The sequence below is a fragment of the Streptacidiphilus sp. MAP12-33 genome (assembly GCF_041261265.1).
In the GTDB taxonomy this organism is placed as follows: Bacteria; Actinomycetota; Actinomycetes; order Streptomycetales; family Streptomycetaceae; genus Streptacidiphilus.
Map to the genome: position 1 here is coordinate 90939 of NZ_JBGCCA010000008.1, position 22828 is coordinate 113766.

General features: G+C 73.2%; 21 protein-coding genes. 17 read left to right on the top strand and 4 right to left on the bottom strand.

Features of this window, described 5'->3' with window-relative positions:
- Nucleotides 1–31: 31 nt before the first annotated feature.
- Nucleotides 32–1036 carry a 2,3,4,5-tetrahydropyridine-2,6-dicarboxylate N-succinyltransferase gene (gene dapD / locus ABH931_RS10670; protein ID WP_370112105.1) on the bottom strand — a complete coding sequence of 335 codons (1005 nt, stop codon included), beginning with the start codon at nt 1034–1036 and terminating at the stop codon, nt 32–34.
- Nucleotides 1037–1199: 163 nt separating this feature from the next.
- Here dapD and ABH931_RS10675 point away from each other — a divergent pair, with 163 nt between their 5' ends.
- The 3 genes from ABH931_RS10675 (at nt 1200) to ABH931_RS10685 (ending at nt 3893) form a co-directional block, all read left to right on the top strand.
- A complete protein-coding gene (locus ABH931_RS10675; RefSeq protein ID WP_370112106.1) occupies nt 1200–1751 on the top strand; it encodes a cysteine hydrolase family protein in 552 nt (183 codons plus the stop codon).
- A gap of 85 nt (nt 1752–1836) precedes the next feature.
- Entirely contained in the window at nt 1837–2766 is a 930-nt protein-coding gene (locus ABH931_RS10680; protein WP_370112107.1) for a GlxA family transcriptional regulator, read from the top strand.
- Between the two features lie 134 nt (nt 2767–2900).
- Nucleotides 2901–3893: a hypothetical protein gene (locus ABH931_RS10685; protein WP_370112108.1), complete on the top strand. Its 993-nt coding sequence runs from the start codon at nt 2901–2903 to the stop codon at nt 3891–3893.
- An 83-nt stretch (nt 3894–3976) separates the two neighbouring features.
- Here ABH931_RS10685 and ABH931_RS10690 read toward each other — a convergent pair whose 3' ends face one another.
- Nucleotides 3977–4444: a GNAT family N-acetyltransferase gene (locus ABH931_RS10690; protein ID WP_370112109.1), complete on the bottom strand. Its 468-nt coding sequence runs from the start codon at nt 4442–4444 to the stop codon at nt 3977–3979.
- Nucleotides 4445–4590: 146 nt separating this feature from the next.
- Between ABH931_RS10690 and ABH931_RS10695 the strand changes: the two genes are divergently transcribed.
- The 4 genes from ABH931_RS10695 to argF all read left to right on the top strand — a co-directional run bounded on the left by ABH931_RS10695 (nt 4591) and on the right by argF (nt 10588).
- Nucleotides 4591–6198, top strand: a complete 1608-nt coding sequence (locus ABH931_RS10695; protein WP_370112110.1) for a 3' terminal RNA ribose 2'-O-methyltransferase Hen1 — start codon at nt 4591–4593, stop codon at nt 6196–6198.
- Nucleotides 6199–6205: 7 nt separating this feature from the next.
- Nucleotides 6206–8827, top strand: a complete 2622-nt coding sequence (locus ABH931_RS10700; RefSeq protein WP_370112111.1) for a polynucleotide kinase-phosphatase — start codon at nt 6206–6208, stop codon at nt 8825–8827.
- A gap of 149 nt (nt 8828–8976) precedes the next feature.
- The gene (locus ABH931_RS10705) at nt 8977–9510 is read left to right on the top strand and encodes a GNAT family N-acetyltransferase (RefSeq protein WP_370112112.1); all 534 of its coding nucleotides are present in this window, start codon (nt 8977–8979) and stop codon (nt 9508–9510) included.
- A 76-nt stretch (nt 9511–9586) separates the two neighbouring features.
- Nucleotides 9587–10588, top strand: a complete 1002-nt coding sequence (argF, locus tag ABH931_RS10710; protein WP_370112113.1) for an ornithine carbamoyltransferase — start codon at nt 9587–9589, stop codon at nt 10586–10588.
- A 43-nt stretch (nt 10589–10631) separates the two neighbouring features.
- On the opposite strand, the gene ABH931_RS10715 is transcribed toward argF, so the two are convergent.
- The gene (locus ABH931_RS10715) at nt 10632–11567 is read right to left on the bottom strand and encodes a ScbA/BarX family gamma-butyrolactone biosynthesis protein (protein ID WP_370112114.1); all 936 of its coding nucleotides are present in this window, start codon (nt 11565–11567) and stop codon (nt 10632–10634) included.
- A 151-nt stretch (nt 11568–11718) separates the two neighbouring features.
- Here ABH931_RS10715 and ABH931_RS10720 point away from each other — a divergent pair, with 151 nt between their 5' ends.
- Entirely contained in the window at nt 11719–12366 is a 648-nt protein-coding gene (locus ABH931_RS10720; RefSeq protein WP_370112115.1) for a ScbR family autoregulator-binding transcription factor, read from the top strand.
- Nucleotides 12367–12432: 66 nt separating this feature from the next.
- Complete coding sequence (locus tag ABH931_RS10725; protein ID WP_370112116.1) at nt 12433–13203, top strand: SDR family NAD(P)-dependent oxidoreductase; 771 nt, start codon at nt 12433–12435, stop codon at nt 13201–13203.
- Here the strand turns inward: ABH931_RS10725 and ABH931_RS10730 are convergent.
- Nucleotides 13190–13810: a TetR family transcriptional regulator gene (locus tag ABH931_RS10730; RefSeq protein ID WP_370112117.1), complete on the bottom strand. Its 621-nt coding sequence runs from the start codon at nt 13808–13810 to the stop codon at nt 13190–13192. The two genes, ABH931_RS10725 and ABH931_RS10730, sit on opposite strands and share 14 nt — an antisense overlap.
- Nucleotides 13811–14027: 217 nt before the next feature.
- On the opposite strand from ABH931_RS10730, the gene ABH931_RS10735 reads away from it, so the two are divergent.
- The 8 genes from ABH931_RS10735 (at nt 14028) to ABH931_RS10770 (ending at nt 22826) form a co-directional block, all read left to right on the top strand.
- Nucleotides 14028–15425, top strand: coding sequence for a helix-turn-helix domain-containing protein (locus ABH931_RS10735; RefSeq protein ID WP_370112118.1), 1398 nt, complete (start codon nt 14028–14030; stop codon nt 15423–15425).
- A 53-nt stretch (nt 15426–15478) separates the two neighbouring features.
- A complete protein-coding gene (locus ABH931_RS10740; RefSeq protein ID WP_370112119.1) occupies nt 15479–16030 on the top strand; it encodes a cobalamin B12-binding domain-containing protein in 552 nt (183 codons plus the stop codon).
- Complete coding sequence (locus ABH931_RS10745; protein WP_370112120.1) at nt 16027–17379, top strand: methylaspartate mutase; 1353 nt, start codon at nt 16027–16029, stop codon at nt 17377–17379. The genes ABH931_RS10740 and ABH931_RS10745 overlap by 4 nt, the downstream gene beginning before the upstream one ends.
- A 5-nt stretch (nt 17380–17384) precedes the next feature.
- The gene (locus ABH931_RS10750; protein ID WP_370112121.1) at nt 17385–18407 is read left to right on the top strand and encodes an asparagine synthetase A; all 1023 of its coding nucleotides are present in this window, start codon (nt 17385–17387) and stop codon (nt 18405–18407) included.
- On the top strand, nt 18404–19741 hold the full coding sequence (locus ABH931_RS10755; protein WP_370112122.1) for a glutamate synthase-related protein: 1338 nt from the start codon (nt 18404–18406) through the stop codon (nt 19739–19741). Before ABH931_RS10750 ends, ABH931_RS10755 begins: the two co-directional genes overlap by 4 nt.
- A gap of 148 nt (nt 19742–19889) precedes the next feature.
- A complete protein-coding gene (locus ABH931_RS10760) occupies nt 19890–21140 on the top strand; it encodes an MFS transporter (protein WP_370112123.1) in 1251 nt (416 codons plus the stop codon).
- Nucleotides 21133–22545, top strand: coding sequence for an amidase family protein (locus tag ABH931_RS10765; RefSeq protein ID WP_370112124.1), 1413 nt, complete (start codon nt 21133–21135; stop codon nt 22543–22545). Before ABH931_RS10760 ends, ABH931_RS10765 begins: the two co-directional genes overlap by 8 nt.
- A gap of 77 nt (nt 22546–22622) precedes the next feature.
- Nucleotides 22623–22826 carry an MbtH family protein gene (locus ABH931_RS10770; protein WP_370112125.1) on the top strand — a complete coding sequence of 68 codons (204 nt, stop codon included), beginning with the start codon at nt 22623–22625 and terminating at the stop codon, nt 22824–22826.
- The last annotated feature ends 2 nt before the right edge of the window (nt 22827–22828 follow it).

Here is a 22828-nt window from a genome sequence, read left to right on the forward strand (position 1 = left end):
CCTCGCGCCCCCGGGGGGTGGTGTCAGGCGCTCAGTTGTGCGCGTGCAGGTCCGCGTTCAGGCCGCCCCAGCTCCCGCTGCGGGCGATGACCTCGACAGCACCGGACTGCGAGTTGCGGCGGAACAGCAGGTTCGACTGACCCGAGAGCTCGACCGCCTTGGCCACCGCGCCGTTAGGCGTGGTGACGCGGGTGCCGGCGGTCACGTAGAGGCCGGCCTCGACGACGCAGTCGTCGCCGAGCGAGATGCCGATGCCGGCGTTCGCGCCGAGCAGGCAGCGCTGCCCCACCGAGACGACCTGCTTGCCGCCGCCGGAGAGGGTGCCCATGATCGAGGCGCCGCCGCCGATGTCGCTGTGGTCGCCCACCACGACGCCCGCGGAGATGCGGCCCTCGACCATGGAGGTGCCGAGCGTGCCGGCGTTGAAGTTGACGAAGCCCTCGTGCATGACCGTGGTGCCCTCGGCCAGGTGCGCGCCGAGGCGGACCCGGTCGGCGTGGGCGATGCGGACGCCGGAGGGGGCGACGTAGTCGGTCATGCGCGGGAACTTGTCGATCCCGTAGAGGGCCAGCTGGCCGCCCTCCGCGCGCACGGCGAGGCGCGCGGCCTCGACCTGGGCGACGGGGGTGGGGCCGATGCTGGTCCAGGCGACGTTGGCCAGCAGGCCGAAGATCCCGTCCAGGTTCTGGCCGTGCGGCTGGACCAGGCGGGCGCTCAGCAGGTGCAGGCGCAGGTAGACGTCGTGGGTGTCGAGCGGCTTGTCGTCCAGCGAGCCGATGACCGTGCGGACCGCGATCACCTCGACGCCGCGACGCGGGTCGACGCGCAGCGCGGCGGCCGCGCCGGCGCCCAGCTCGGCCTCGGCCTGCTCGGTGGTCAGGCGGACGGTCCCGGCCGGGCCGGACTCGTCCGACCCCGCCGCGACCAGCTTCGGCGCGGGGAACCAGGTGTCGAGGACGGTGCCGTCGGTGGCGACGGTGGCCAGGCCGACGCCGACGGCGCCGCCCTTGGGAGCAGTGGAGGTCTCAGTAGTCACGCCTGAACGCTAACCAATCGGGTGCGCGGATGCCGAACCCGTCCCGCTGGACGGACTGCGTGTCCACCCCGGGTGGCTCTGGCCGGCTGGTGACCGGATCGTTCCGGCGGCCGACCCGATGAGGCCTTATCCGTGGGCATCAGGGCAGGCCAGACTGTGTCTCATGAGTCGCGCACTGATTGTCATCGATGTCCAGGAGTCGTTCCGCGTCCGGGCCGAGGGCCCCGAGGGCTGGGCCGGGATCGGCAACCCCAAGATCGCCGAGCCGGTGAACCGGCTGGTCCGGTACGCCCGGGAGCAGGGCGACACCGTGGTCTGGGTGCTGCACTCCGAGCCCGGCACCGACACCGAGTTCGACCCGGCCAACGGCCACGTCCGCCTGCTGGAGGAGCTGGAGCCGCCGCTGCCCGGCGAGGTCACCGTCCACAAGACCAGTCACAACGCGTTCACCACCACCAACCTGCAGCAGCAGCTGACCGAGCGGGGGGTGACCGAGCTGGTCCTCTGCGGCATCCGCACCGAGCAGTGCGTGGAGACCACCACCCGGGTGGGCAGCGACCTCGGCTACCGCTGCACCTTCGTCACGGACGCCACCACCACCAACCCGATCGGCTCGCTCAGCGTCGCCGACATCGTCGAGCGCACCGAGGCGGTGCTGCGGGACCGCTTCGCCGAGATCGCCACCGTCGACGAGCTGGTCGCCGGCGGTCGGTGAGGCCGGTCGGTTCGGTGGGTCGATGAGGTGGGTCGGTGAGGTCGGTCGGTGAGGTGGGGAGATGCGGCTGCGCGATGATGCGTGGGTGACGTGCCGCATCGCCTTCCTCCTGGTGCCCGGGGTCCATCTGCTGGACCTGGCCGGTCCCGCCCAGGTCTTCGCGACCGCCGTGGACTTCGGGCACCCCTACGAGCTGCACTACGTGGCGGAGCGGGAGCTGGTGCCCAGCGCACAGGGGCTCCCGCTCCAGGCCCGCACCGACTGGCCGGAGCTCGGGGAGGACGATCTGCTGATCGTGCCGGGCTGGCGGGTGATCGAACCCGAGGACGCGGACGTGACGCCGCTGCTCAGCCCCTCCTCGCTGGAGGCGCTGCGGGCGCACCACGCGGCGGGCGGCACCGTCGCCAGCATCTGCGCGGGGGCCGGGGCGCTCGGCGCCGCGGGTCTGCTGGACGGGCGGCGCTGCACCACCCACCACGAGTTGCAGGACGAGCTGGCCCGCCGGCATCCCCGGGCCCAGGTGGTGCGGGACGTGCTGTTCACCACCGACGACCGGGTGGTGACCTCGGCGGGGATCGCGTCGGGGATCGACCTCGCGCTGCACCTGCTCGCCGGCCACCACGGTCCGGCCGCGGCGGCCCAGGTGGCGCGCGACATGGTGGTCTACGCCCGGCGCAACGGCCACGAGCCGCAGGCCAGCGCGATGCTGCGGCACCGCTCGCATCTGGACGACACCGTCCACCGGGTGCAGGACCTGATCGACGCCCGCTTCGCCGAGCCGCTGCCGCTCGCGGCACTGGCCACCGCGGGCGGGGTCAGCGAACGGACGCTGACCCGCGCCTTCACCCGGGCCACCGGCGGGCTGACGCCGCTGCGCTACCAGCAGACACTGCGGATCGAGCGGGCGGAGCACCTGATCAGCCACGGCGCCACGGTCGAGTCGGCCGCCCGGGGCGTCGGCTTCGACGACGCGAGGATGCTGCGGCGGCTGCGCTCCCGAACGGCTGATGCGTGATCAACTCCCAGGTAGGACACAGGTAATTCACAGCTCTCTCCCAGTCCTCACCCTCTTGCCCCTTGTTGTCACCCCGAATCGGGGTGTGTGATGTGGACTCGTCAGAACTCCACTCCCTTCCCCACGATGGAGGCATGAGGATGTTCAGGATCCGACGCGGCGCGACCGCGTCTCTCGCGGCGGCGTGCGGTATCGCGTTAGTCGCGCTCTTCGCCGGCGCCCCCTCGGGCGTCGCGGCCGCCCGCGCCACCACCCCCCAGACGGGCGTCCAGGCGAACGTCCAGGCGGGCAACGTCCACCTGGTCCGCTCCCACGGCCACCTGTACCGGGTCGAGGTCCACGGCCGTCACGGCGTGATCCCGATGCGCGGCGCGCACAGCGGCGCCGTCCGGTCCCAGGCGGGCCGCACCGGCCGCGCCGCGGCCGACAGCACGCTGATCTACAACGGCGGTCCGGTCCAGCACCAGGTGAGCGTTTACCTGGTCTTCTGGGGTAACCAGTGGGACAGCGACAGCAACGGGGTCGAGCAGTACCAGACCAACCTCTTCAACGGTCTGGGCACCTCCTCGGACAGCTGGTCCACCGTCACCTCCCAGTACACCGACAACAGCGGCCAGGGCCCGACCTTCGGCGGGTCCGTGCTGGGCGGCACCTGGGTGGACGACTCCGCCGCCGCGCCCGCCAACGCCCAGCAGGCCGACATCGCCGCCGAGGCCGACGCGGCCGCCTCGCACTTCGGCGTCTCCGGGCCGGACGTGCAGATCGTGGTGATGAGCCCGAGCGGCACGTCGCCCGACGGCTTCCCCAACAGCGGCTTCTGCGCCTGGCACGACTACGACGGCACGGTCTCCTACACGAACATGCCGTACGTCCTCGACGCCGGGTCGAGCTGCGGAGCGGGCTCGGTCCAGAACCAGCTGGACGGCTTCAGCATCGTCGGCGGTCACGAGTACGCCGAGTCGCTGACCGACCCGCAACCCTCCAGCGGCTGGGTCGCCTCCGACGGCTCGGAGGACGGCGACCTCTGCGCCTGGCAGAACCTCGGCACGATCAACCTGCCGAGCGGCACCTTCGCCATGCAGCCGACGTGGAGCAACGCGGCCGGCGGCTGCGCGATGTCGGGCTGACCGGCACCGCACGCACCTGATCACCGGGTGGCGGGCGCAGGCGGGCGCGAGCCTGCCGGCGCCCGCCACCTCCGCGTCGGCCCTCAGGCCAGCCGGAGCTCCGCGGCCACCTGGCCGTAGATCACCTCGCCGGTCGGGCGGAAGCCCAGGCGGAGGTAGAAGTACTCCGGGCCGTACATCCCGGGCAGCCAGAGCACGCCGACCCGGCGCTCCCCGCGGCTGCGCGCCTCGGCGCAGATCGCGGCGACCGCGAAGCGGCCGTAGCCGCGGCCCTGGTGCTCGGCGGCGATGTTCAGCCGCCAGATCCCGCAGCGGAAGGCCTCGACGTGGCTGCCCGGATCGAAGCTGCCCATCACGAAGCCGACCAGCCGGTCCCCGTCGAAGATCAACCGTGGCCAGGCATGGGACCCGTGGGCGTACGCCTCGGCGAGCGACCGCGCCACGGGCGCGACATAGCCGGTCTGCTCCGGCCGGACCAGCAGCGCGCAGGCTGCGTCGACGTTCGCCGCGGTGACCTGTTCCAACCGCAGCCAGGGGGAGACGGGCGTCATGGCGGCACGATACGTATCCGGACGCCCGGGCAGAAGACGCCGGAGCCGAGGATCTGGACCGCGGACTCCGCGAACCACCAGGTGGCGGACCGGGCGGAGCCAAAAGTCCGTGGGCGAAAACCGAACACGTGGTCATACTCGTGCCTGTGTTCCTGACGATCAGCACCATCGGCACCGACCGGCGACCCGCCACCGATCTGGGCTTCCTGCTGCACAAGCACCCGGACAAGGCCCAGTCCTTCACCACGTCCCACGGCCGCGCGCACGTCTTCTACCCGGAGGCGAGCGCCGAGCGCTGCACGGCCGCGCTCTTGCTGGAGATCGACCCGATCTCCCTGGTCCGGCGAGGTCGTGGGGCGAAGGGACGCGGCGGCAGCCCGGACTTCGCGCTCGCCCAGTACGTCAACGACCGCCCCTACGCCGCCTCCTCGCTGCTCGCGGTCGCTCTGAGCGCCGTCTTCAAGAGCGCCATGAAGGGCGACTGCAAGGCGCGCCCCGAGCTGGCCGCCGAGCCGCAGCCGCTGGTGGTCGAGCTGCCCGCCGTTCCCGCCAAGGGCGGGGCCGAGCTGGTCCACCGGCTCTTCGAGCCGCTGGGCTGGCGGGTCGACGCGGAGCCGCTGCCCCTGGACGTGACCTTCCCCGAGTGGGGCGACTCCCGCTACGTCGAGCTGCGGCTGACCGGCACGCTGCGGCTGGCCGAGGCGCTCAGCCAGCTCTACGTGCTGCTGCCGGTGCTCGACGACGCCAAGCACTACTGGGTCTCCCCGGACGAGGTCGACAAGCTGCTCGCCCGCGGCGAGGGCTGGCTGTCCGAGCACCCGGAGCGGCAGCTGATCGTCCGCCGCTACTTCTCCCGCCGCTGGTCGCTGGCGCGTGCCGCCAACGACCGGCTGGAGCTGGCCCGGCTGGCCGAGGCCGACGACCGTGAGCCGGAGGAGCTGGACAACGCCGTCCCGGCGGAGACCGCCACCGCCGAGGGGGAGCCGGAGGAGCCCAAGCCCACGCCGCTGGCCGTGCACCGCCGCGCCGCCATCGTGGCGCGGCTGCGAGCGGCGGGCGCCAAGCGCGTCCTCGACCTCGGCTGCGGGGAGGCGGCGCTGGTCGCCGAGCTGCTGAAGGACCGCACCTTCACCGAGATCGTCGGCGTCGAGGTCTCCGCCCGGGCGCTGGCCATCGCGGCCCGTCGTCTGCGGCTGGACCGGATGAACGAGCGGCAGCGCGCCCGCGTCACGCTGCTGCAGGGTGCGCTGACGTACACCGACGCCCGTCTTGCCGGCTACGACGCCGCCGTCCTGTCCGAGGTGATCGAGCACGTCGACGAGGAGCGGCTGCCCGCGCTGGAGTACGCCGTCTTCGGCGCCGCCCGCCCGGGCACGGTCGTGGTGACCACGCCGAACGTCGAGTACAACGTGCGCTGGGAGACGCTGCCGGCCGGTCACGTCCGGCATGCCGACCACCGCTTCGAGTGGGACCGCGCGCAGTTCCGCGCCTGGGCCGAGCAGACCGCGGAGACCTACGGCTACACCGTCGCCCTCGGCCCGGTCGGCGACGAGGACCCGGAGGTCGGCCCGCCCACCCAGCTCGCCTCCTTCACCCGCTCCGACGAGACCCGCTCCGACGAGGCCGGCACCGACGGGACCCGCACCGACGGGACCCGCTCCGACGAGGCCGGCACCGACGAGGCCGGCACCGACGGGACCCGCTCCGACGGGACCCGCACCGACGGGACCGCCACGATCCAGAAGGGAGAGTGACCCGGCCATGACCGACACCACCGAAGCAGCAGCCCGACGCGAACTCGCCGTCCCCGACCTCTCCCTGGTCGTGCTCGTCGGCACGACCGGCGCCGGCAAGTCCAGCTTCGCCGCCAAGCACTTCCTGCCCACGCAGGTCGTCTCCTCGGACGCCTGCCGCGGCATGGTCTCCGACGACCCCAACGACCAGTCGGCCACCGGGGACGCCTTCGACCTGCTCCACTACATCGCCGGCAAGCGCCTGGCCGCCGGCCGGGTCACCGTGGTCGACGCGACCAACGTGCAGGCGTCGTCGCGCCGCCAGCTGATCGAACTGGCACGCGAGCACGACGTGCTGCCCGTCGCCATCGTGCTCGACCTGCCGCCGCAGGTGTGTGCGGAGCGCAACGCGAAGAAGCCGGACCGGGCGCACTTCCCGCCGCGTGTCCTCCAGCGCCAGCAGGGCGAGCTGCGCCGCTCCCTGCGCCACCTGGAGCGTGAGGGCTTCCGCAAGGTGCACGTGCTGCGCACCGAGGCCGAGGTCGACGCGGCCGAGGTCGTCTACGAGAAGCGCTTCAACGACCTGCGGCACCTCACCGGTCCGTTCGACGTCATCGGCGACATCCACGGCTGCCGTGCCGAGCTGGTCACCCTGCTCGGCAAGCTCGGCTACACCGTCACCCGTGACGCCGAGGGCCGCGCGGTCGACGCCGCGCACCCGGAGGGCCGCACCGCCGTCTTCGTCGGCGACCTGGTGGACCGGGGCCCGGACACGCCGGGCGTGCTGCGCCTGGTGATGGGCATGGTCGCGGCGGGACACGCGCTCTGCGTGCCGGGCAACCACGAGAACAAGCTCGGCCGCGCGCTGGCGGGCCGCAAGGTGACGGTCAGCCACGGCCTCAAGGAGTCGCTGGACCAGCTGGCCGCCGAGCCGCCCGAGTTCGTCGCCGAGGTGCGGGAGTTCATCAAGGGACTGGTCAGCCACTACCTGCTGGACGACGGCAGGCTGGTGGTCTGCCACGCCGGTCTGCCGGAGAAGTACCACGGCCGCACCAGCGGCCGGGTGCGCTCGCACGCCCTCTACGGCGACACCACCGGCGAGACCGACGAGTACGGGCTGCCGGTGCGCTACCCGTGGGCGGAGGAGTACCGGGGGCAGGCGCTGGTCGTCTACGGCCACACCCCGACCCCGACCGCGAACTTCCTCAACAACACCATCTGCCTGGACACCGGCTGCGTCTTCGGCGGCAAGATGACCGCCCTGCGCTACCCGGAGCGGGAGCTGGTCGAGGTCCCGGCCGAGCAGGTCTGGTACGAGCCGGTCCGTCCGCTGATCAGCGACGCGCCCGGCGCCCGCGAGGGCCGTCCGCTCGCGCTCGGCGACGTCGCGGGCAAGCGCATCGTGGAGACCACCCACCACGGCCGGATCGCCGTGCGGGAGGAGAACGCGGCGGCCGCGCTGGAGGTGATGAGCCGCTTCGCGATCGACCCGCGCCTGCTCGCCTACCTGCCGCCGACCATGGCCCCGGTGGACACCTCCCGGCGCGAGGGCTACCTGGAGCACCCGGACGAGGCCTTCGCCGCCTACCGGGCCGACGGCGTGCGGCAGGTGGTGTGCGAGGAGAAGCACATGGGTTCGCGCGCGGTCGTCCTGGTCTGCCGCGACGCGGAGGGCACGGCGGGGGAGAAGCGGTTCGGCCTGCGGACCGGCGGCCAGATCTGGACCCGCACCGGCCGCGCCTTCCTGGACGACCTGACCGTGCCCGGACTCCCGGCCGAGCACGGCACGTTGACCCGCGCCGTGCTGGCACGGCTGCGCGCGGCGGCGGAGTCCGCCGGGCTCTTCGACGAGCTCGACAGCGACTGGCTGCTGCTCGACGCCGAGCTGCTGCCGTGGTCGCTCAAGGCCGAGGGCCTGCTGCGCCGCCAGTACGCGGCGGTCGGCGCCGCGTCCGGTGCGGCGCTGGGTGCGGCCCGGGCCGCGCTGGCGCAGGCGGCCGGGCGTGGAGCGGACGGGCCCGACGTCGCGGAGCTGGCGGAGCGCCAGGCGCTGCGCGCGGCCGACGCGGCGGCGTTCACCGACGCCTACCGGCGCTACTGCTGGACGGTCGAGGGCCTGGACTCGGTGCGCCTGGCCCCGTTCCAGCTGCTCGCCGCCGAGGGCGTGAACCTGGCCGTGCGCCCGCACGACCAGCACCTCGCCTGGATCGACCGTCTGGTCGGCGCGGACAGCACGCCGCTGCTGCGGCCGACGCGCCGGCTCGTCGTCGACACCGGGGACGAGGAGTCCTGCGCGGCGGGCGCGGCCTGGTGGGAGGAGCTGACCGCGCGCGGCGGCGAGGGCATGGTCGTCAAGCCGATGGCCGCGCTGGTGCGCGCGGAGGGCGCGCGGCTGGTCCAGCCGGGCGTGAAGGTCCGCGGTCGCGAGTACCTGCGGATCATCTACGGCCCCGACTACACCCGCCCGGAGCACCTGACCCGCCTGCGCGGCCGCACTCTCGGCCACAAGCGCTCGCTCGCGCTGCGCGAGTACGCGCTGGGCGTCGAGGCGCTGGACCGCCTGGCGGCGGGTGAGCCGCTGTGGCGCGTCCACGAGGCGGTCTTCGCCGTCCTCGCCCTGGAGTCGGAACCGGTCGACCCCCGCCTGTAGTTCTTCAGGGGCGCGAGGACTGCGCGACAGGCCACCCAGGTCATTGAGTTCCCGAGCGGACAGGGCCATCCGCCCGCGGTGGGTTGCTCGCGCAGTTCCTCGCGCCCCTGGACAGTGCAAGTGATCCATTCTGCAAGAAGGAACCGTTCATGACCTACCGCATCGTCCGTGTCCGGCCCGAGGACTGGGAGCGCGTGCGCGACATCCGGCTGCGGATGACCAAGGACACGCCCCTCGCCTACCTGGAGTCCCACGAGGACGCCCTCGCCCACGAGGAAGCCGAATGGCGGTTCCGTGCGGCGCGGAACTCGCAGCCCGGCAACACCGGGTACGCCGCCGTCCATGAGCCGACCGGCGAGTGGGTGGGCTGCATGAACGCCTACGTTCCAGCCCCCGATCCGGGCCGCGCGCCGGACCGGGCCTGGCTGGTCGGGGTGTGGGTGGACCCGGCGCACCGGGGTCGCGCGCTCGGGCTGACAGACGTGCTGCTGGACGCGTGCGTCGCCTGGGCCCGGGACGAGGCGGGTGTGCCGGAGCTCTACCTGGAGGTCCACGAGCTCAACGGACGTGCTCGCGCCTTCTACGAGCGCCGGGGCTTCGTCGACACCGGGCACCGCCAGCCGTACGACCTGGATCCGACCACATTGGAGCTGGAGATGAAGCTCACCCTCAAAGATGCATAACCATTCGCTTGAGCGTACGTATATGCTGAGCGGGTAGTCGACCGACCCGCCCGCTCACGTCTGCCAGGAGACCGGCATGGCCTTCAATCTGCGCAACCGGCACTTCCTCAAGGAACTGGACTTCACCGCCCAGGAGTTCGGCTTCCTGGTCGACCTGTCGGCCCAGCTCAAGGCGGCCAAGTACGCGGGGACGGAGCAGCCGCGGCTGCGGGGCAGGAACATCGCCCTGATCTTCGAGAAGGGCTCGACCCGTACCCGCTGCGCGTTCGAGGTCGCTGCGGCGGACCAGGGCGCGCACACCGTCTACCTGGACCCCTCCGGCTCGCACCTGGGCTCCAAGGAGTCCGTGAAGGACAGCGCCCGGGTGCTGGGCCGGATGTTCGACGGCATCGAGTACCGCGGGCACGGTCAGGAGATCGTCGAGGAGCTCGCCGCGTTCGCCGGCGTGCCGGTCTGGAACGGGCTCACCGACGAGTGGCACCCCACCCAGATGCTGGCCGACGTCCTGACCGTCCGGGAGCACAGCACCAAGCCGCTGGGCGAGGTGGCCCTCGCCTACCTCGGCGACGCCCGCAACAACATGGGCAACTCCCTGCTGGTCACCGGCGCCCTGCTCGGCATGGATCTGCGCATCGTCGCGCCGAAGGCGCTGTGGCCCACGGACGAGGTGCAGTCCGAGGCCCGCCGCCTCGCGGCGCAGAGCGGCGCGCGGCTCACCCTCACCGAGGACGTGGCGGCCGGCGTCGCGGGCGCGGACTTCCTCTACACCGACGTCTGGGTCTCCATGGGCGAGCCCAAGGAGGTCTGGGCCGAGCGGATCGCGCAGCTGACGCCCTATCAGGTCTCGATGGACACCGTCCGCGCCACCGGCAACCCGGACGTCAAGTTCCTCCACTGCCTGCCGGCCTTCCACGACCTCGGCACCGAGGTCGGCCGCCAGATGCACGCGGCCACGGGGATGTCGGAGCTGGAGTGCACGGACGAGCTCTTCGAGTCCAGGCACTCCATCGTCTTCGACCAGGCGGAGAACCGCCTTCACACCATCAAGGCCGTCATGGTGGCGACGCTGGGAGGCTGAGCGGCGCGGGATCGAGTCGCGTGGTGCGGCTGACACGGCGCGGTCAGGCGCGGAGCACGATGCGGCCCGAGGCCACCGCCGTGTCCCGCTGCGTGACGGTGACCGTCACCGCACCGGCTCCCTCGCGGGTCAGCTGGACGTAGCACGGCGCGTCCAGCTCCGCGTAGTGGTGGAAGTCCGTCTGGAGCGACAGGAGTGCGAGCGGGTCCGCACCCGAGACGTAGCGCGCTGCCTGCCGCATGGACTCGAGCAGCAGCATGCCGGGCACGTGGTCGACGGCGTGGTCGAAGAGGACGGGGTGGTCGCGGTCGACCCGCAGCTCCCAGGTGTCCGGCTGGTCGGTGGGGGCCAGGACCACGTCCCGCGCGCGGTCGCGGCCCACGAGGGCGGGCGACACGGGGACGGCGGGCGGGAGCGGGGACTGCCAGGCGGTCTCGTTGGCCTGGCGCAGTCTTTTGTAGACGGCGGGGGAGAGGCAGTCGAAGCTGGCCTTGCCGATGCCTATCGGCGCGCCCGCACGGTAGATGTGCACGTGGTAGGCCATCCCCGCGAGCATGCGGCCGCGGTACCGCAGGTCGTGGCAGTTGAGCCGGAGTGTGAGGTCGGCCGGTGAGGCCTTCAGCAGGAGGCCGGCCGGGTCGCACTCCAGGCTCAGGCTGTGCATGAGGAACTGGTGGCCGCGCGGCACGCCCAGCTCGGCGTGGGAGACCAGCAGGCCCGCCTGGCGCACCGCCTCCGCCAGCAGCAACGGGTCGTGCTGCCCGTCGACGGAGTCGTAGAAGCTGTGCGTGCGCGGCAGCTGGGCGTGGAGCTCGAAGGAGTCGGCCGAGCCGCGCTGCCAGTCGGTGAGCAGCACCTCCGAGATCGCCAGCCGGTGCACCAGATGACGCGGGACGGTCTGCTCGGGCCTGACCTCCTCGGGGGAGCCGGCGAGCGGGGTGGCGAGCTGAGCGGGACGACCGAGCGTACCTGTGGACACAGTGCCTCCTGGGCTGAGGAGCGGGCGGCGCGGCAGCGGAGCAGGAAGTGCAAGAAGTGCAGGAAGTGTGCGGGTACCCTCGGGGTCACCCGCCGCGGCTATACAATACCGTCGGGTCGGTTTATTTCAATGGATGAGGCGGAGAACAATCGTGGCGCGACAGCAGCGGGCGGAGGAGAGCCGCAACAAGCTCCTTGCCGCGGCGGCGGAGGTGTTCGACGAGCGCGGGTTCGCCCTCGCCACCCTGGCGGAGATCCACACGCGGGCGGGGCTGACCAAGGGCGCCCTGTACTTCCACTTCTCCTCCAAGGAGGAGCTGGCCGAGGCGGTGATCGGGCAGGAGGCCGACTGGTACGCCGAGGCGCCGCAGGGGGCCCCGCCGTTGCAGACGGTCATCGATCTCACCCACGGCTTCGCGCGGGCGCTCCTGACCGACGTGCGGATCCGGGCCAGTGCCAGGCTGGTGCTGGAGGGTACCTACACCGAGCCGGACGGGTCCTCGCACAAGGCGTGGGCCGAGCGGCTGGCGATGCTGCTGACCGAGGCGCAGAGCCAGGGGGACATCCGCCCCGAGGTCGATCCGAACGGTGTCGCGGAGCTGATCGTCGGCTCCTTCCTGGGCACCCAGATACTGTCCCAACTCTTCACCGGGCGTGAGGACCTGGAGGCCCGGATCACGCTGATGTGGCAGACGGTGCTGCCGGGGCTGGTCCCGCAGCAGCGGCTCGCGCGCTTCGCGGCGGGCGGTTCGCCGGGGTTCTGGGCGGCGGTCGGAGCCGTGGCCGTGCCGACCGGCTGACGGATCGTCTGCGATCAGCCGAGGGAACCCCTTTCGGGAAGATCGAACAGCTGCTTACCTGTGCTCATGACCATACGTGAGGGACTGCTGACCGGTCGGGTCGCCCTGATCACCGGCGCCAGCAGTGGCATTGGCGCGGCGGCCGCACGGGTTTTCTGCGACGAGGGTGCGGCCGTGCTGCTCCTGGCCCGTCGGGAGCGGCAGCTGAAGGAGCTGGAAGCGGAGTTGACGGCGGCCGGACACCGCGCGGTCGCCGTGGTGGCGGACGTGACCCGCGCCGAGGAGGTCGGCCGTGCCGTCGAGGTGGCCGTCGAGCGGTTCGGCCGTCTCGACGCGGCGTTCAACAACGCCGGTTTCGGGACGGAGCGCACGCCGCTCCACCTGATGGACGACGCCCTGTACGACACCATCATGGACGTCAACGTACGCGGCGTGTGGAACTGCCTGCGCAAGGAGATCCCGGCGATGCTGGCCGCCGGCGGCGGCGCGATCGTCAACACCAGCAGCGTGGGCGGCCTGGTGGCCACCCCCGTCGCCGCTCCCTACGTGACGGCCAAGCACGCGCTGATCGGGTTGACCAAGGCCGCAGCCGCCGAGTACGGCGCCCAGGGCATCCGGGTCAACGCCATCGCTCCGGGGACCACCAGGACCGAGCTGGTCGAAGCGTGGTTCGCGGGCAACCCGGGTGTGGAGGAGGCGCTGCACGCCGCCTCGATCCAGCCGCGCACCGCTCTGCCGGAGGAGGTGGCCCGGGCCGCCGCCTGGCTCTGCAGTGAGCAGGCCTCCTTCGTGACGGGCGCGACCGTTCCGGTGGACGGCGGATTCACGACGCTGTGAGAGTCTCCGCGTCGGCTCCGGGGGCGGGCTGCGCCCGCAGTCCCGCCTCCAGCAGGGGCCACAGGTCCTCGATGCCGACCGGGAGTTCCTGATCGATCCGGAGCCCGGGCAGGGCCTGGGCTCCGACCACCGTGGCCAGCAGCAGCGTGGCCACCGCCGCCGGCGTGTGCCCGGGTGAGACCGTCCGGTCCGCCTGCGCCAGGGCGGCCAACTCCGCCATGCGGGCCGGAAGCGGGCCCAGGGGATCCCCCAGATCGTGCTGGTCCGGCGGCAGTTCCGACGCGAGCCGCACGGCGGCCCGCAGCCGCATGTCCGCGCCGAGCCGGGCGGCGAGCCCTATGGTGAGCACGCGCAGCGCCTCCAGTGGATCGCGCGCGCCGTGCCCGGCCTGCGCCAGCAGCATTCCCCAGGCGTTCCCGGCGTGCGCGACCAGGGCTCTGGCCAGCTCCTCCTTCGACCGGAAGTGCCCGTACAGGGCCCCCTTGGACACGCCCGTCCCGGCCACCACCGTTTCCAGGGTCGTCTGTGCGAACCCCCGCGTGGCGAACGCCTCCGCCGCGGCGTCGAGCACCCGCTCCCGGGTGCGCACCGCGCGCTCCTGCGCCATGGACTCCTCCTCCTGTCGGGCCGTCCGCCCGTCTGCGTACGGAGAGAACATACCGCAGGGTCTTTTTTATGGGTAGCTGGGTAGGCCGAGCATCCCCTGATAGGCGCCCGTACTGGGCAGATGTGTGATGGTTCGTAGAGGGGATTGAAAAAAACCTTCGGCGCGGTATGGTTTGCGACGTCAAACCACTACTTGCTCCGACCGAGGAGTCTTGGTCATGCCCGTGACACCCTTGATCCCGGGAAACTTCGGGGGTCTGCTGCGTGAGCTGCGGTCACAAGCCGGCCTCACTCAGCAGGAGTTGGCCGATCTCGCGGCACTGAGCGTGCGCGCCCTGCGGGATCTGGAGGTCGGTCGGGTGCGTCAGCCCCGACGGGACACCGTCCGGCTGCTCGCCGCCGCGCTGCGGCTGGAGGGGGAGCGGGCGCGCGGCTTCGAGGCCGCCTGGCGGAAGCTGCGGACGACGGCGCCGGAGGCGCCCGCCGCCCCGGCCGGCCTGCCCGCGCAGGCGCCCCCGCCGACCCCGCTTCCGCTGCCTGAACCCCTGCTCGGATCCCTGCTCGGGTCGCTGGCCGGGCCGACACCCTGGCCGGGGCCCGTGCCGGCCGCCGCGCCGCGTCCGAGTGGGGCAACCGTTGGGCGGGAGGGTGAACTCGCCTGCCTCGTCGAGCTGCTGGCCGAGCCCCGGCCGGGCCTGCTGACGGTCGTCGGGCTCCCGGGAGTGGGCAAGCGGCACCTGGTGGTGTCCGTCGCCGAGCGGCTGCGGGCCACGGGTGCCCGACGGGTGCTGGACGAGCGCGACGCGCTCGGCCGCCCCGACCACGACGAGGACGCGCTGGTCGTCGTCGGTGCCGCCGCCCCGGCCGGGCGTCTCGTGGAGCTGATGGAGAGACAGCCGCACTACGGGTTCGTCGTCACCGCCTGCGCGCCGCTGGCGCTGCCCGGCGAACGGCTGCTGCCCCTGGCCCCCCTGCCGGTGCGGATGCCGAACCCCGGGCAGGACGACGCGGCGGAGCTGCTCGCGGAGCCGGCCGTCCGGCTCTTCCTCGCGCAGGCCCGCCAGGTGCTGCCGGGCTTCCGTGCCGCACCTGAGGACGCGCCGGACCTGATCCGCGTCTGCCACGCCCTCGACGGCCTCCCGCTGGCGCTGGAGCGCGCCGCCCAGTGGTGCCTGCTGCACTCGCCCGCCGAGCTTGCGGACTGGGCCGAACAGGCCCCCTTCGACCTGGTGGGGGATCCACTGGACGCGGAGCCGTCCGACGTGCGCTCGCGGGCCGGGGACCGGCTCGACGAGCGGATCGTCGCCGTGCTCGACGCCTTGCCGGAGGCACGCCGGGGGCTCCTGGAGGTGATCGCCGGGCAGGAGCACGGGTGGACGGTTCCCACCCTGGTCCGCGAACTCGGCGGCTCCCGCCACGGCCTGCTGCGGGATCTGCACGCCCTGGTGCTCCGCGGCCTGCTCCTCGGCTGGCCCCCGGAGCAGCCCCGCGCCTTCCGGGTGCCGCGGCTGGTGGCGCACGTGTTGCGGGACTGCCGAAACCGCCGGTCGTCCGCCGCCGGAACCGCCGATGACCTGCCGCCCGGATTGCCTTATCGCACGCCTGTCAGTGCCTAACTTCGAGTCACAGCTGGACCGTTCGTCTCATCCTTAGCACCCGAGGGGGGACCATGGAGCTGGCGTCCGCCGCTCCGCATGCTGCCACGACAGGACTGGACGTGGTGGTCAGCAGCGTCGCATCCGATTCGCACACCTGGAACCTGATCTTCCTGCAGCTGTTGCTGGAGGAGCTCGGGCACCGGGTCACCAACCTGGGCGCCTGCGTGCCCGACCAGTTGCTGGTCGAGCACTGCCGCGATCGGCGCCCCGATCTCGTCGTCATCAGCAGCGTGAACGGCCACGGGGCCGTCGACGGCCGCCGGGTCGTCGCACGGCTGCGGGCCGAGCCGGAGCTGGCCGGCCTGCCGGTCGTCATCGGCGGAAAGCTCGGCATCTCCGGAGCCGGCAACCGTCGGCATGTCTCCGGACTGCTGCAGGCGGGCTTCGACGCCGTCTTCGACGACAGCACCGGCCTGGGAGCCTTCCACTCCTTCGTCGGCGCCCTGCCCACCGGCCGCCCCCGCCTCCCCGGAGCGGAACGCCGCTCCGGGGCCAGGGAGCTCGCCGGAGCCCGGGACCTGTCCGGAGCCCTGGCACTCACCGCCGCGGGGGCCGGGTCATGACCGGCTTCGGCGCCTTCGTGCAGGCCGCGCACGAAGCGGGGGACCTCGTGGTCCAGCCGCGGATGGGCATGAGCGACCCGCGCCTGATGCGCGAGGGCCTGCTCGCCACCCGGCGGGCCGTGGCCACCACCGTCGGCACACTCACCCTGGACAGCTACACCCGCGTCGGCGACCACGCCGCCGTGGGCCGCGCCCTGGCCGAGGGCGCGGCCCTGAACGGGTACCCGCTGGTCCACCACGGGCCGGACACCACCCGGGCGGTGCTCGACGGGATCGCCGGACCGCACTTCCCGGTCCAGGTCCGGCACGGCTCCGCGCACCCGGAGGACATCTTCCGGACCATGGTGGCCACCGGGCTGTCCGCGACCGAGGGCGGACCGGTCTCCTACTGCCTGCCCTACAGCCGCAGCCCGCTGCACGCCTCGGTGGCCAGCTGGGAGCGGTGCTGCGAGGCCTTCGCGCAGCTGCGCGGCTCCGGCGTGGAACCCCACCTGGAGACGTTCGGCGGCTGCATGATGGGCCAGCTGTGCCCGCCTTCGCTGCTGGTCGCGCTCAGCGTGCTGGAGGCGCTGTTCTTCCGTGCCCACGGGCTGCGCAGCGTCTCGCTCAGCTACGCGCAGCAGACCAACGAGGCGCAGGACGAGGAGGCCCTGGCCGCGCTGACGGCCCTGGCCCGCTCCTACCTGCCCGACCTGGACTGGCACCTCGTGGTCTACACGTACATGGGCGTCTATCCGCGTTCCGAGGCGGGAGCGTCGCTCCTGCTGGAGGCCGCGGCCGGGCTGGCGGCCCGCTCCGGCGCGGCCCGGCTGATCGTCAAGACCACCGCCGAGGCCCACCGCATCCCCAGCGTCGCGGAGAACGTCACGGCCCTGGAGACCGCGGCCCGGGCGGCCGAGCCGGAGCTGCGGGCCCGTCGGGACGGCCTGCGGACCGCCGCCGACACCGGCGTCCTCGCCGAGGCGCAGGCCCTGGTGGAGACGGTCCTGGAGCTCGCCGACGCCCGCGGCGGCGACCTCGGCCAGGCGCTGGTGGCCGCCTTCGAGCGGGGACTGCTGGACGTTCCGTACTGCCTGCACCCCGACAACGCGGGCCGGTCCCGCAGCGTGCTGGACAGCGACGGGCGGCTGCTCTGGTCCGACCTCGGGCGCCTGCCGCTGCGCGGGATCGCCGAGCCGGCCCGCTCGGAGCGGATGACCTCCTCGGCCCTGCTCTCCTCGCTCGGCTACGTCGAGCGGCGATTCGACCAGGCGGCGCTGAGCGCCGTCTCCCACACCCGTCCGTCCCTGACCACCGATCAGGTCGGCACAGACCACCCCACCCGTCCCGCCCTGCAGAACAGGAGCTGAACGCCATGACCCTCACCGCACCGGAAGCCGTCGACGTGTCCGAGCCGGGCTCGCCGCTGCCCGGCGACCCCCGCGCGCACCTCACCTCCCCGGTCACCCGCGCCGCGCTCCGGATCCAGCAGGGCCTGCTGGCCGGCGCCCGCGAGTACCTGACCGGCCACGGGTTCCACGAGATGCTGCCGCCGATCATCGGTCCCGTCACCGACCCCGGCGCGCGGGGCGCCAAGCAGGTGGACCTCGACTACTACGGCCACCGCTACAAGCTGATGACCAGTGCCATCCTCTACAAGCAGGCCTCGCTGCTGGCCTTCGACAAGATCTTCTGCATCGCGGCCAACGTCCGGCTGGAGCCGCTGGAGACCACCAACACCAGTCGCCACCTGGCCGAGTTCCACCAGATCGACGTGGAGGCCGCCGGCGCCACCCGCGAGGAGATCACCGCCGTCGTCGAGGGCCTGGTCAAGCACATGGTGGCCCGCGTCGTCGAGCGCTTCCCGAACGAGTTCGAACAGCTCGGGCGCGACACCGCCGCGTTCACCGCGCTGCTGGCCGAGTCCTTCGAGCGGCGCACCCACAGCGGCACCGTCGCCGACCTGCGCGAGCTCGGCCACCCGCAGAGCCCCGACGCCGAGATCGACTGGGAAGGCGAGGCGCTGATCTCCCGTCACGCCGCACAGCCCTTCTTCATCGTCGACTACCCCAAGGGCTCCCGCGGCTTCTACGACAAGGAGAACCCGGCCGAGCCCGGCACGCTGCGCAACTTCGACCTGATCGCGCCCGAGGGCTACGGCGAGCTCTGCAGCGGCAGCGAGCGCGAGGCCGACTACGGCCGTATCGTCGCCCGGATCCGGGAGACCGGCGAGAACCCGGCCAAGTACGGCTGGTACCTGGCGCTGATGCGCGAGGGCGTCCCCGCCAGCGCGGGCTTCGGCATCGGCGTCGAGCGGCTCACCCGCTACGTCACCGGCCTGGAGGCGGCCTGGCAGACCAACGCCTTCCCGAAGCTGCCGGGGGTGGTGTCCCCGTGACCGGGCTGAGCGCACAGGGCTTCCCCGAGGGGGAGGTGCGGCGCCGGGCCCGGCTCGGCGCGGCGGCGGCCTTCCCCGCCGAGGAGCGGTACGGGCACGTGCTGTTCGGGGCGGAGGGCCCGCAGCAGCCGGCCCCCGCCGACCAGCTGGACGGCATCCGCCTGGCCGAGCCGGTCTTCATGCCGCTGCGGCTGGAGAAGCTGATCGAGCTGGGACGCGAGCCGCTGCACACGGACGTGGACCTGACCGCGACGATCGGCGGCTTCGCCTCCGCGCTGCCGCTGTATCTCTCCGCGTTCGGCTCGACCCGGGCGGCAGGCACCGAGCAACTGCTCGGTGCGGCGCGCCAGGCGGGCCGCCTCGGCATCCCGATGGTGATCGGCGAGAACATCGTCCCGATCACCGGCTACGGGCGGGCCGGAGAGCGGACGCAGCGCTCGGTGCTGGACCGGATCCACGCCTACACCGCCGAACTCCCGGACAGGCTGGGTGGACTGGCCGTCCAGCAGAGCACCGAGGACGCCGACGCCGAGGTCTGGAACCTCGTCTACAGCGACCCGGGCGCGCAGCCGCTGCTGGAGAGCGGTCGGCTGGCCTTCGAGCTGAAGGTCGGTCAGGGCGCGAAGCCGGGTCTGGGCGGGCTGACCGTGCTGGACCGGGCGGCCGCCGCCAAGGTGGACGAGCAGTTCGCCCTGGAGGAGCTCTACGGCGAGCAGGACCGGGTCCTGCGGGTGGGCAGCCCCGGCACCTTCACCGAGGAGATCCTGCGGCAGCAGGTCCGGCTGATGCGCAACAACTACCCGCGCGCCCGGGTCTGGGTGAAGCTGCACCCCGGCCGCGACGTCGCCGCGGCCGCGCGGGTGGCCTGGGCGGCCGGTGCGGACGCGGTGACCGTCGACGGCGCCGAGGGCGGCACCGGCTGGGCGCCGACCGCGCTGATCCAGCAGGTCGGGCTGCCACTGGGCGAGTGCCTGCTGCGGATCGCGGCCACCGACGAGGGCGCCGGCCCGCTGCTGGCCTCCGGCCGCATGTGGGAGGGCGCCCGTGCCGCCAAGGCCCTGGCCCTCGGCGCCGGCGCCGTAGGGCTCGGCCGCGCGGCCCTGGTCGCCGCGGACGAGGACCCCGCCCGGGGCCTCACCCGCCTCGTCGAGGCCCTGGCGCTGGAACTGCGGATGCTGACCAGCGCCCTCGGCAAGTACCACACCGCGCAGTTGGCCCCGACCGACCTCTGGTCCCCGGACCCGCACACCGACTCCCGCCTGGCGGCGGCCACGGCCCGCGCAGCGGGGCCCCAGGCCCTGGCGGGCGCCGTTCGGGCGGGGGGTGCGGCATGACGGCCACGCTCGCGCGGACGAGGGCGGCCGTGCGCCGCCCCGGCGCCGCTGGGCCGCAGGCCCTCGCGGCTTCCCTCGGACAGGACCAAGCCCCCCGCGCCGCCGCGCCGCAGGCCCTGGCGGGCGCCGTCACAGCAGGAGGTGCCGCATGACCGACACACTGCCGCGGACGGAGGCGCCCGCGGGCAAGCAGCCTCGGACCGGGTCGCCGTTCGGGCTCAACTACCTCGGGTTCACCTCGGCCATGGGCTTCTCCTCGCTCGGGGACGCGGCCTGGTACATCGCGCTGACCTGGACGCTGGCGCGCAGCGTCAGCCCCTCGACCGCCGGTGCGCTGCTCGCGCTGGCCTCGCTGCCGCGGATGGTGGCGCTGCTCGGTGGCGGCGTGCTGGCGGACCGGAAGGGGCCGCGCGCGGTCATGGTCGCCACCGACCTGCTGCGGTTCGCGGTGATGCTCGGAGCCGCGGGCGTGATCGCGGTGGCCGGCCCGTCCGTCCCGCTGCTGTTCGCGGTCGCCGCGGTGGTCGCGCTGCTCAGCGCGTTCTTCATCCCCGCCTCCGGCGCGGTCAAGCCGCTGCTGCTGGAGGAGCGCGACCTGGTCCGCGGCAACGCGCTGTACATGCTCGGGCTGCGCGGCGGCCAGGCCGCCGGTGGGCCGATCGGGGCCTGGCTGCTGGGCGTCGGCGGCGTCGCCTCGATCGCCGTGGCCAACGCCGTCGGGTACCTGCTCTCGGCCACCGGTTCGTGGCGGGTGCGCTACCTGCGCGAGCCCGCCCCGCCGGCCGAACGCAAGCCGTTCTGGCCGCAGTTGGTGGACGGCCTGCGCTACCTGCGGCACGAGCGCGGCATCCTGCTGCCGGTCGCGCTGATCGCGCTGACGGAGCTGGCCTGCGCGCCGCCGGTCAACCTCGGCCTGGTCATCCTCTCCGGCCGGCTCGGCGACGGCGCCGGTGGCGCGGGCCTGCTGCTGACGGCCTACACCGTCGGCTCGGTGCTCAGCGCGGTGATCTCCATGGCGCTGCCGCCGCTCAAGCGCGGAGGGCTGGTGCTGCTGGTGGACACGGCGCTGGCCGGGGGATGCCTGCTGGGGATCGGCCTGGTGCACAGCCTGTGGCCCGCCTTCACCGCCTACGCGCTGCTCGGGCTGGTGGCCGGTCAGTCGGGCGTGGTGCTGGTGTCGCTCACCCAGCGCCGCACCGCGGCCGAGGTGCGTGGGCGGGTGATGGCCGTGCTGTCGCTGGTCATCTACGTCTCCGCGCCGCTCGCCAACCTCGTCTACGGCGTGCTGCTCGGTCCGGTCGGCTTCGCCGGCACCATGGCCGGGTTCGCCGCCCTCGCCTTCGCCGCGACGGTGATCACCGCGGTGACGCCGGGGCTGAGGAGTGTCCGCCTTGACTGAGAACGGCGGCCCGGCGGTGGGCCTGCGTGCCCTCGGCGCCGCGCTGCGCGCGGGAACGCTGAGCAGCGCGGAGCTGACCCGGAACTGCCTGGCGCGGATCGCCTCGGCCGACGGCGAGGTGGGCGCGGTCCTCGCGCTCGCCCCGGACGCGATGGCCGAGGCCCGGGCTGCCGACGCCCGCCTGACGGCGGGACGCGCACGCGGCCCGCTGGACGGCATACCGGTGCTGGTCAAGGACAGCATCGACACGGCCGGGCTGGCCACCACCGCCGGTTCGCGGCTGCTGGCCGGCTCCCCGCCGGTCCGTGACGCGGCCGTGGTCACCCGACTGCGCGAGGCGGGGGCGGTGCTGCTCGGCAAGACCAACCTGACCGAGTGGTCCAGCTTCCGCTCCACCCGGGCCTGCGAGGGCTGGTCCGCCGTCGGCGGGCAGACCCGCAATCCGCGGGCGGCGGACCGCACCCCCGGTGGCTCGTCCTCCGGATCGGCGGCGGCCGTCGCGGCGGGCATGGCCCCGCTCGCCCTCGGCACCGAGACCGACGGCTCCATCGTCGGCCCGGCCGGGCTCTGCGGGGTGGTCGGTCTCAAGCCGCCGCCGGGCTTACTGCCCTCCGACGGTGTGGTGCCGGTCAGCGCGACCGAGGACTGTGTGGGCGTGCTCGCGCCCACGGTGGACGACGCGGCGCTGGCGCTGAGTGTGCTCGGCCGGCTCCCCGTTCCCGAGCCCAGACCACCCGAAGGGATGCGGCTCGGGCTGTGGCGGCTGCGGATCCTGCCGCGCCGGGCCGCGCTCGCGGTCGAGCGGGCGGCGGACCAGCTGCGCTCCGCCGGTGCGCAGGTGGTCCCCGTGGAGCTGGAACTCGACCGCGACCTGCTGACCGACGGTCTGCGGGCGATGTATGCGGAGTTCCGGCCCAGTCTGGAGAGCTACCTGCGTTCCCGCCCCGGCGTACCCGGGACGCTGGCCGAGCTGGTGGAGGCGAACCTGGCCGATCCGGTCGAGCTCTCCCTCTTCGGCCAGGACCTGTTCGAGACCGCGTTGCGGATCGGCGACGAGGACCGCGCCCGCGCCCGGGAGAGCCGGGCCCGCGCCGTGGCTCGCGCGGGCTCACTGCTCGACGGGGTGCTGCGCGAGCACGGCCTCGACGCGATCGTCGCCGCGACCAACGAGCCGGCCTGGCTGATCGACCACCAACTCGGCGATCCCTACTCGCCGGGGAGCTCCACCCTGCCCGCGCTGGCGCGGCGCGCCAACGTGTCGCTGCCGCTGCGCCCGGCGGGCCCGCCGGTGGGCCTGTCGGTGTTCGGACCCGCCACGTCCGGCGAACTGCTGGGCCTGGCCCGGGGAATCGAGTCGGCGCTCGCGGGAAACTGCCGGTCGTTCTGCCCGGAACTCTGCCTGTGAAACAGTCGAGGACTTTCTAGTCTTCATTTACGGATCGCTACGGATCGCTCTCGAAGAAAAAGAACCCGGAGGTCGTCATGCCGAATCAGTTCGACGCCGAAGAAGGCGTTTTCCTCGTCCTCGTCAACAGTGAGAACCAGCACTCCCTGTGGCCCGCCCACTTCGACGTCCCGGCCGGCTGGAGCGTCGCCTTCGGCCCCGCCGCCCGCGCCGAGGCCACCGCGTACGTCGAGACGCACTGGACCGACATCCGCCCGGCGAGCCTCGCCGGCGCCGTCTGAGG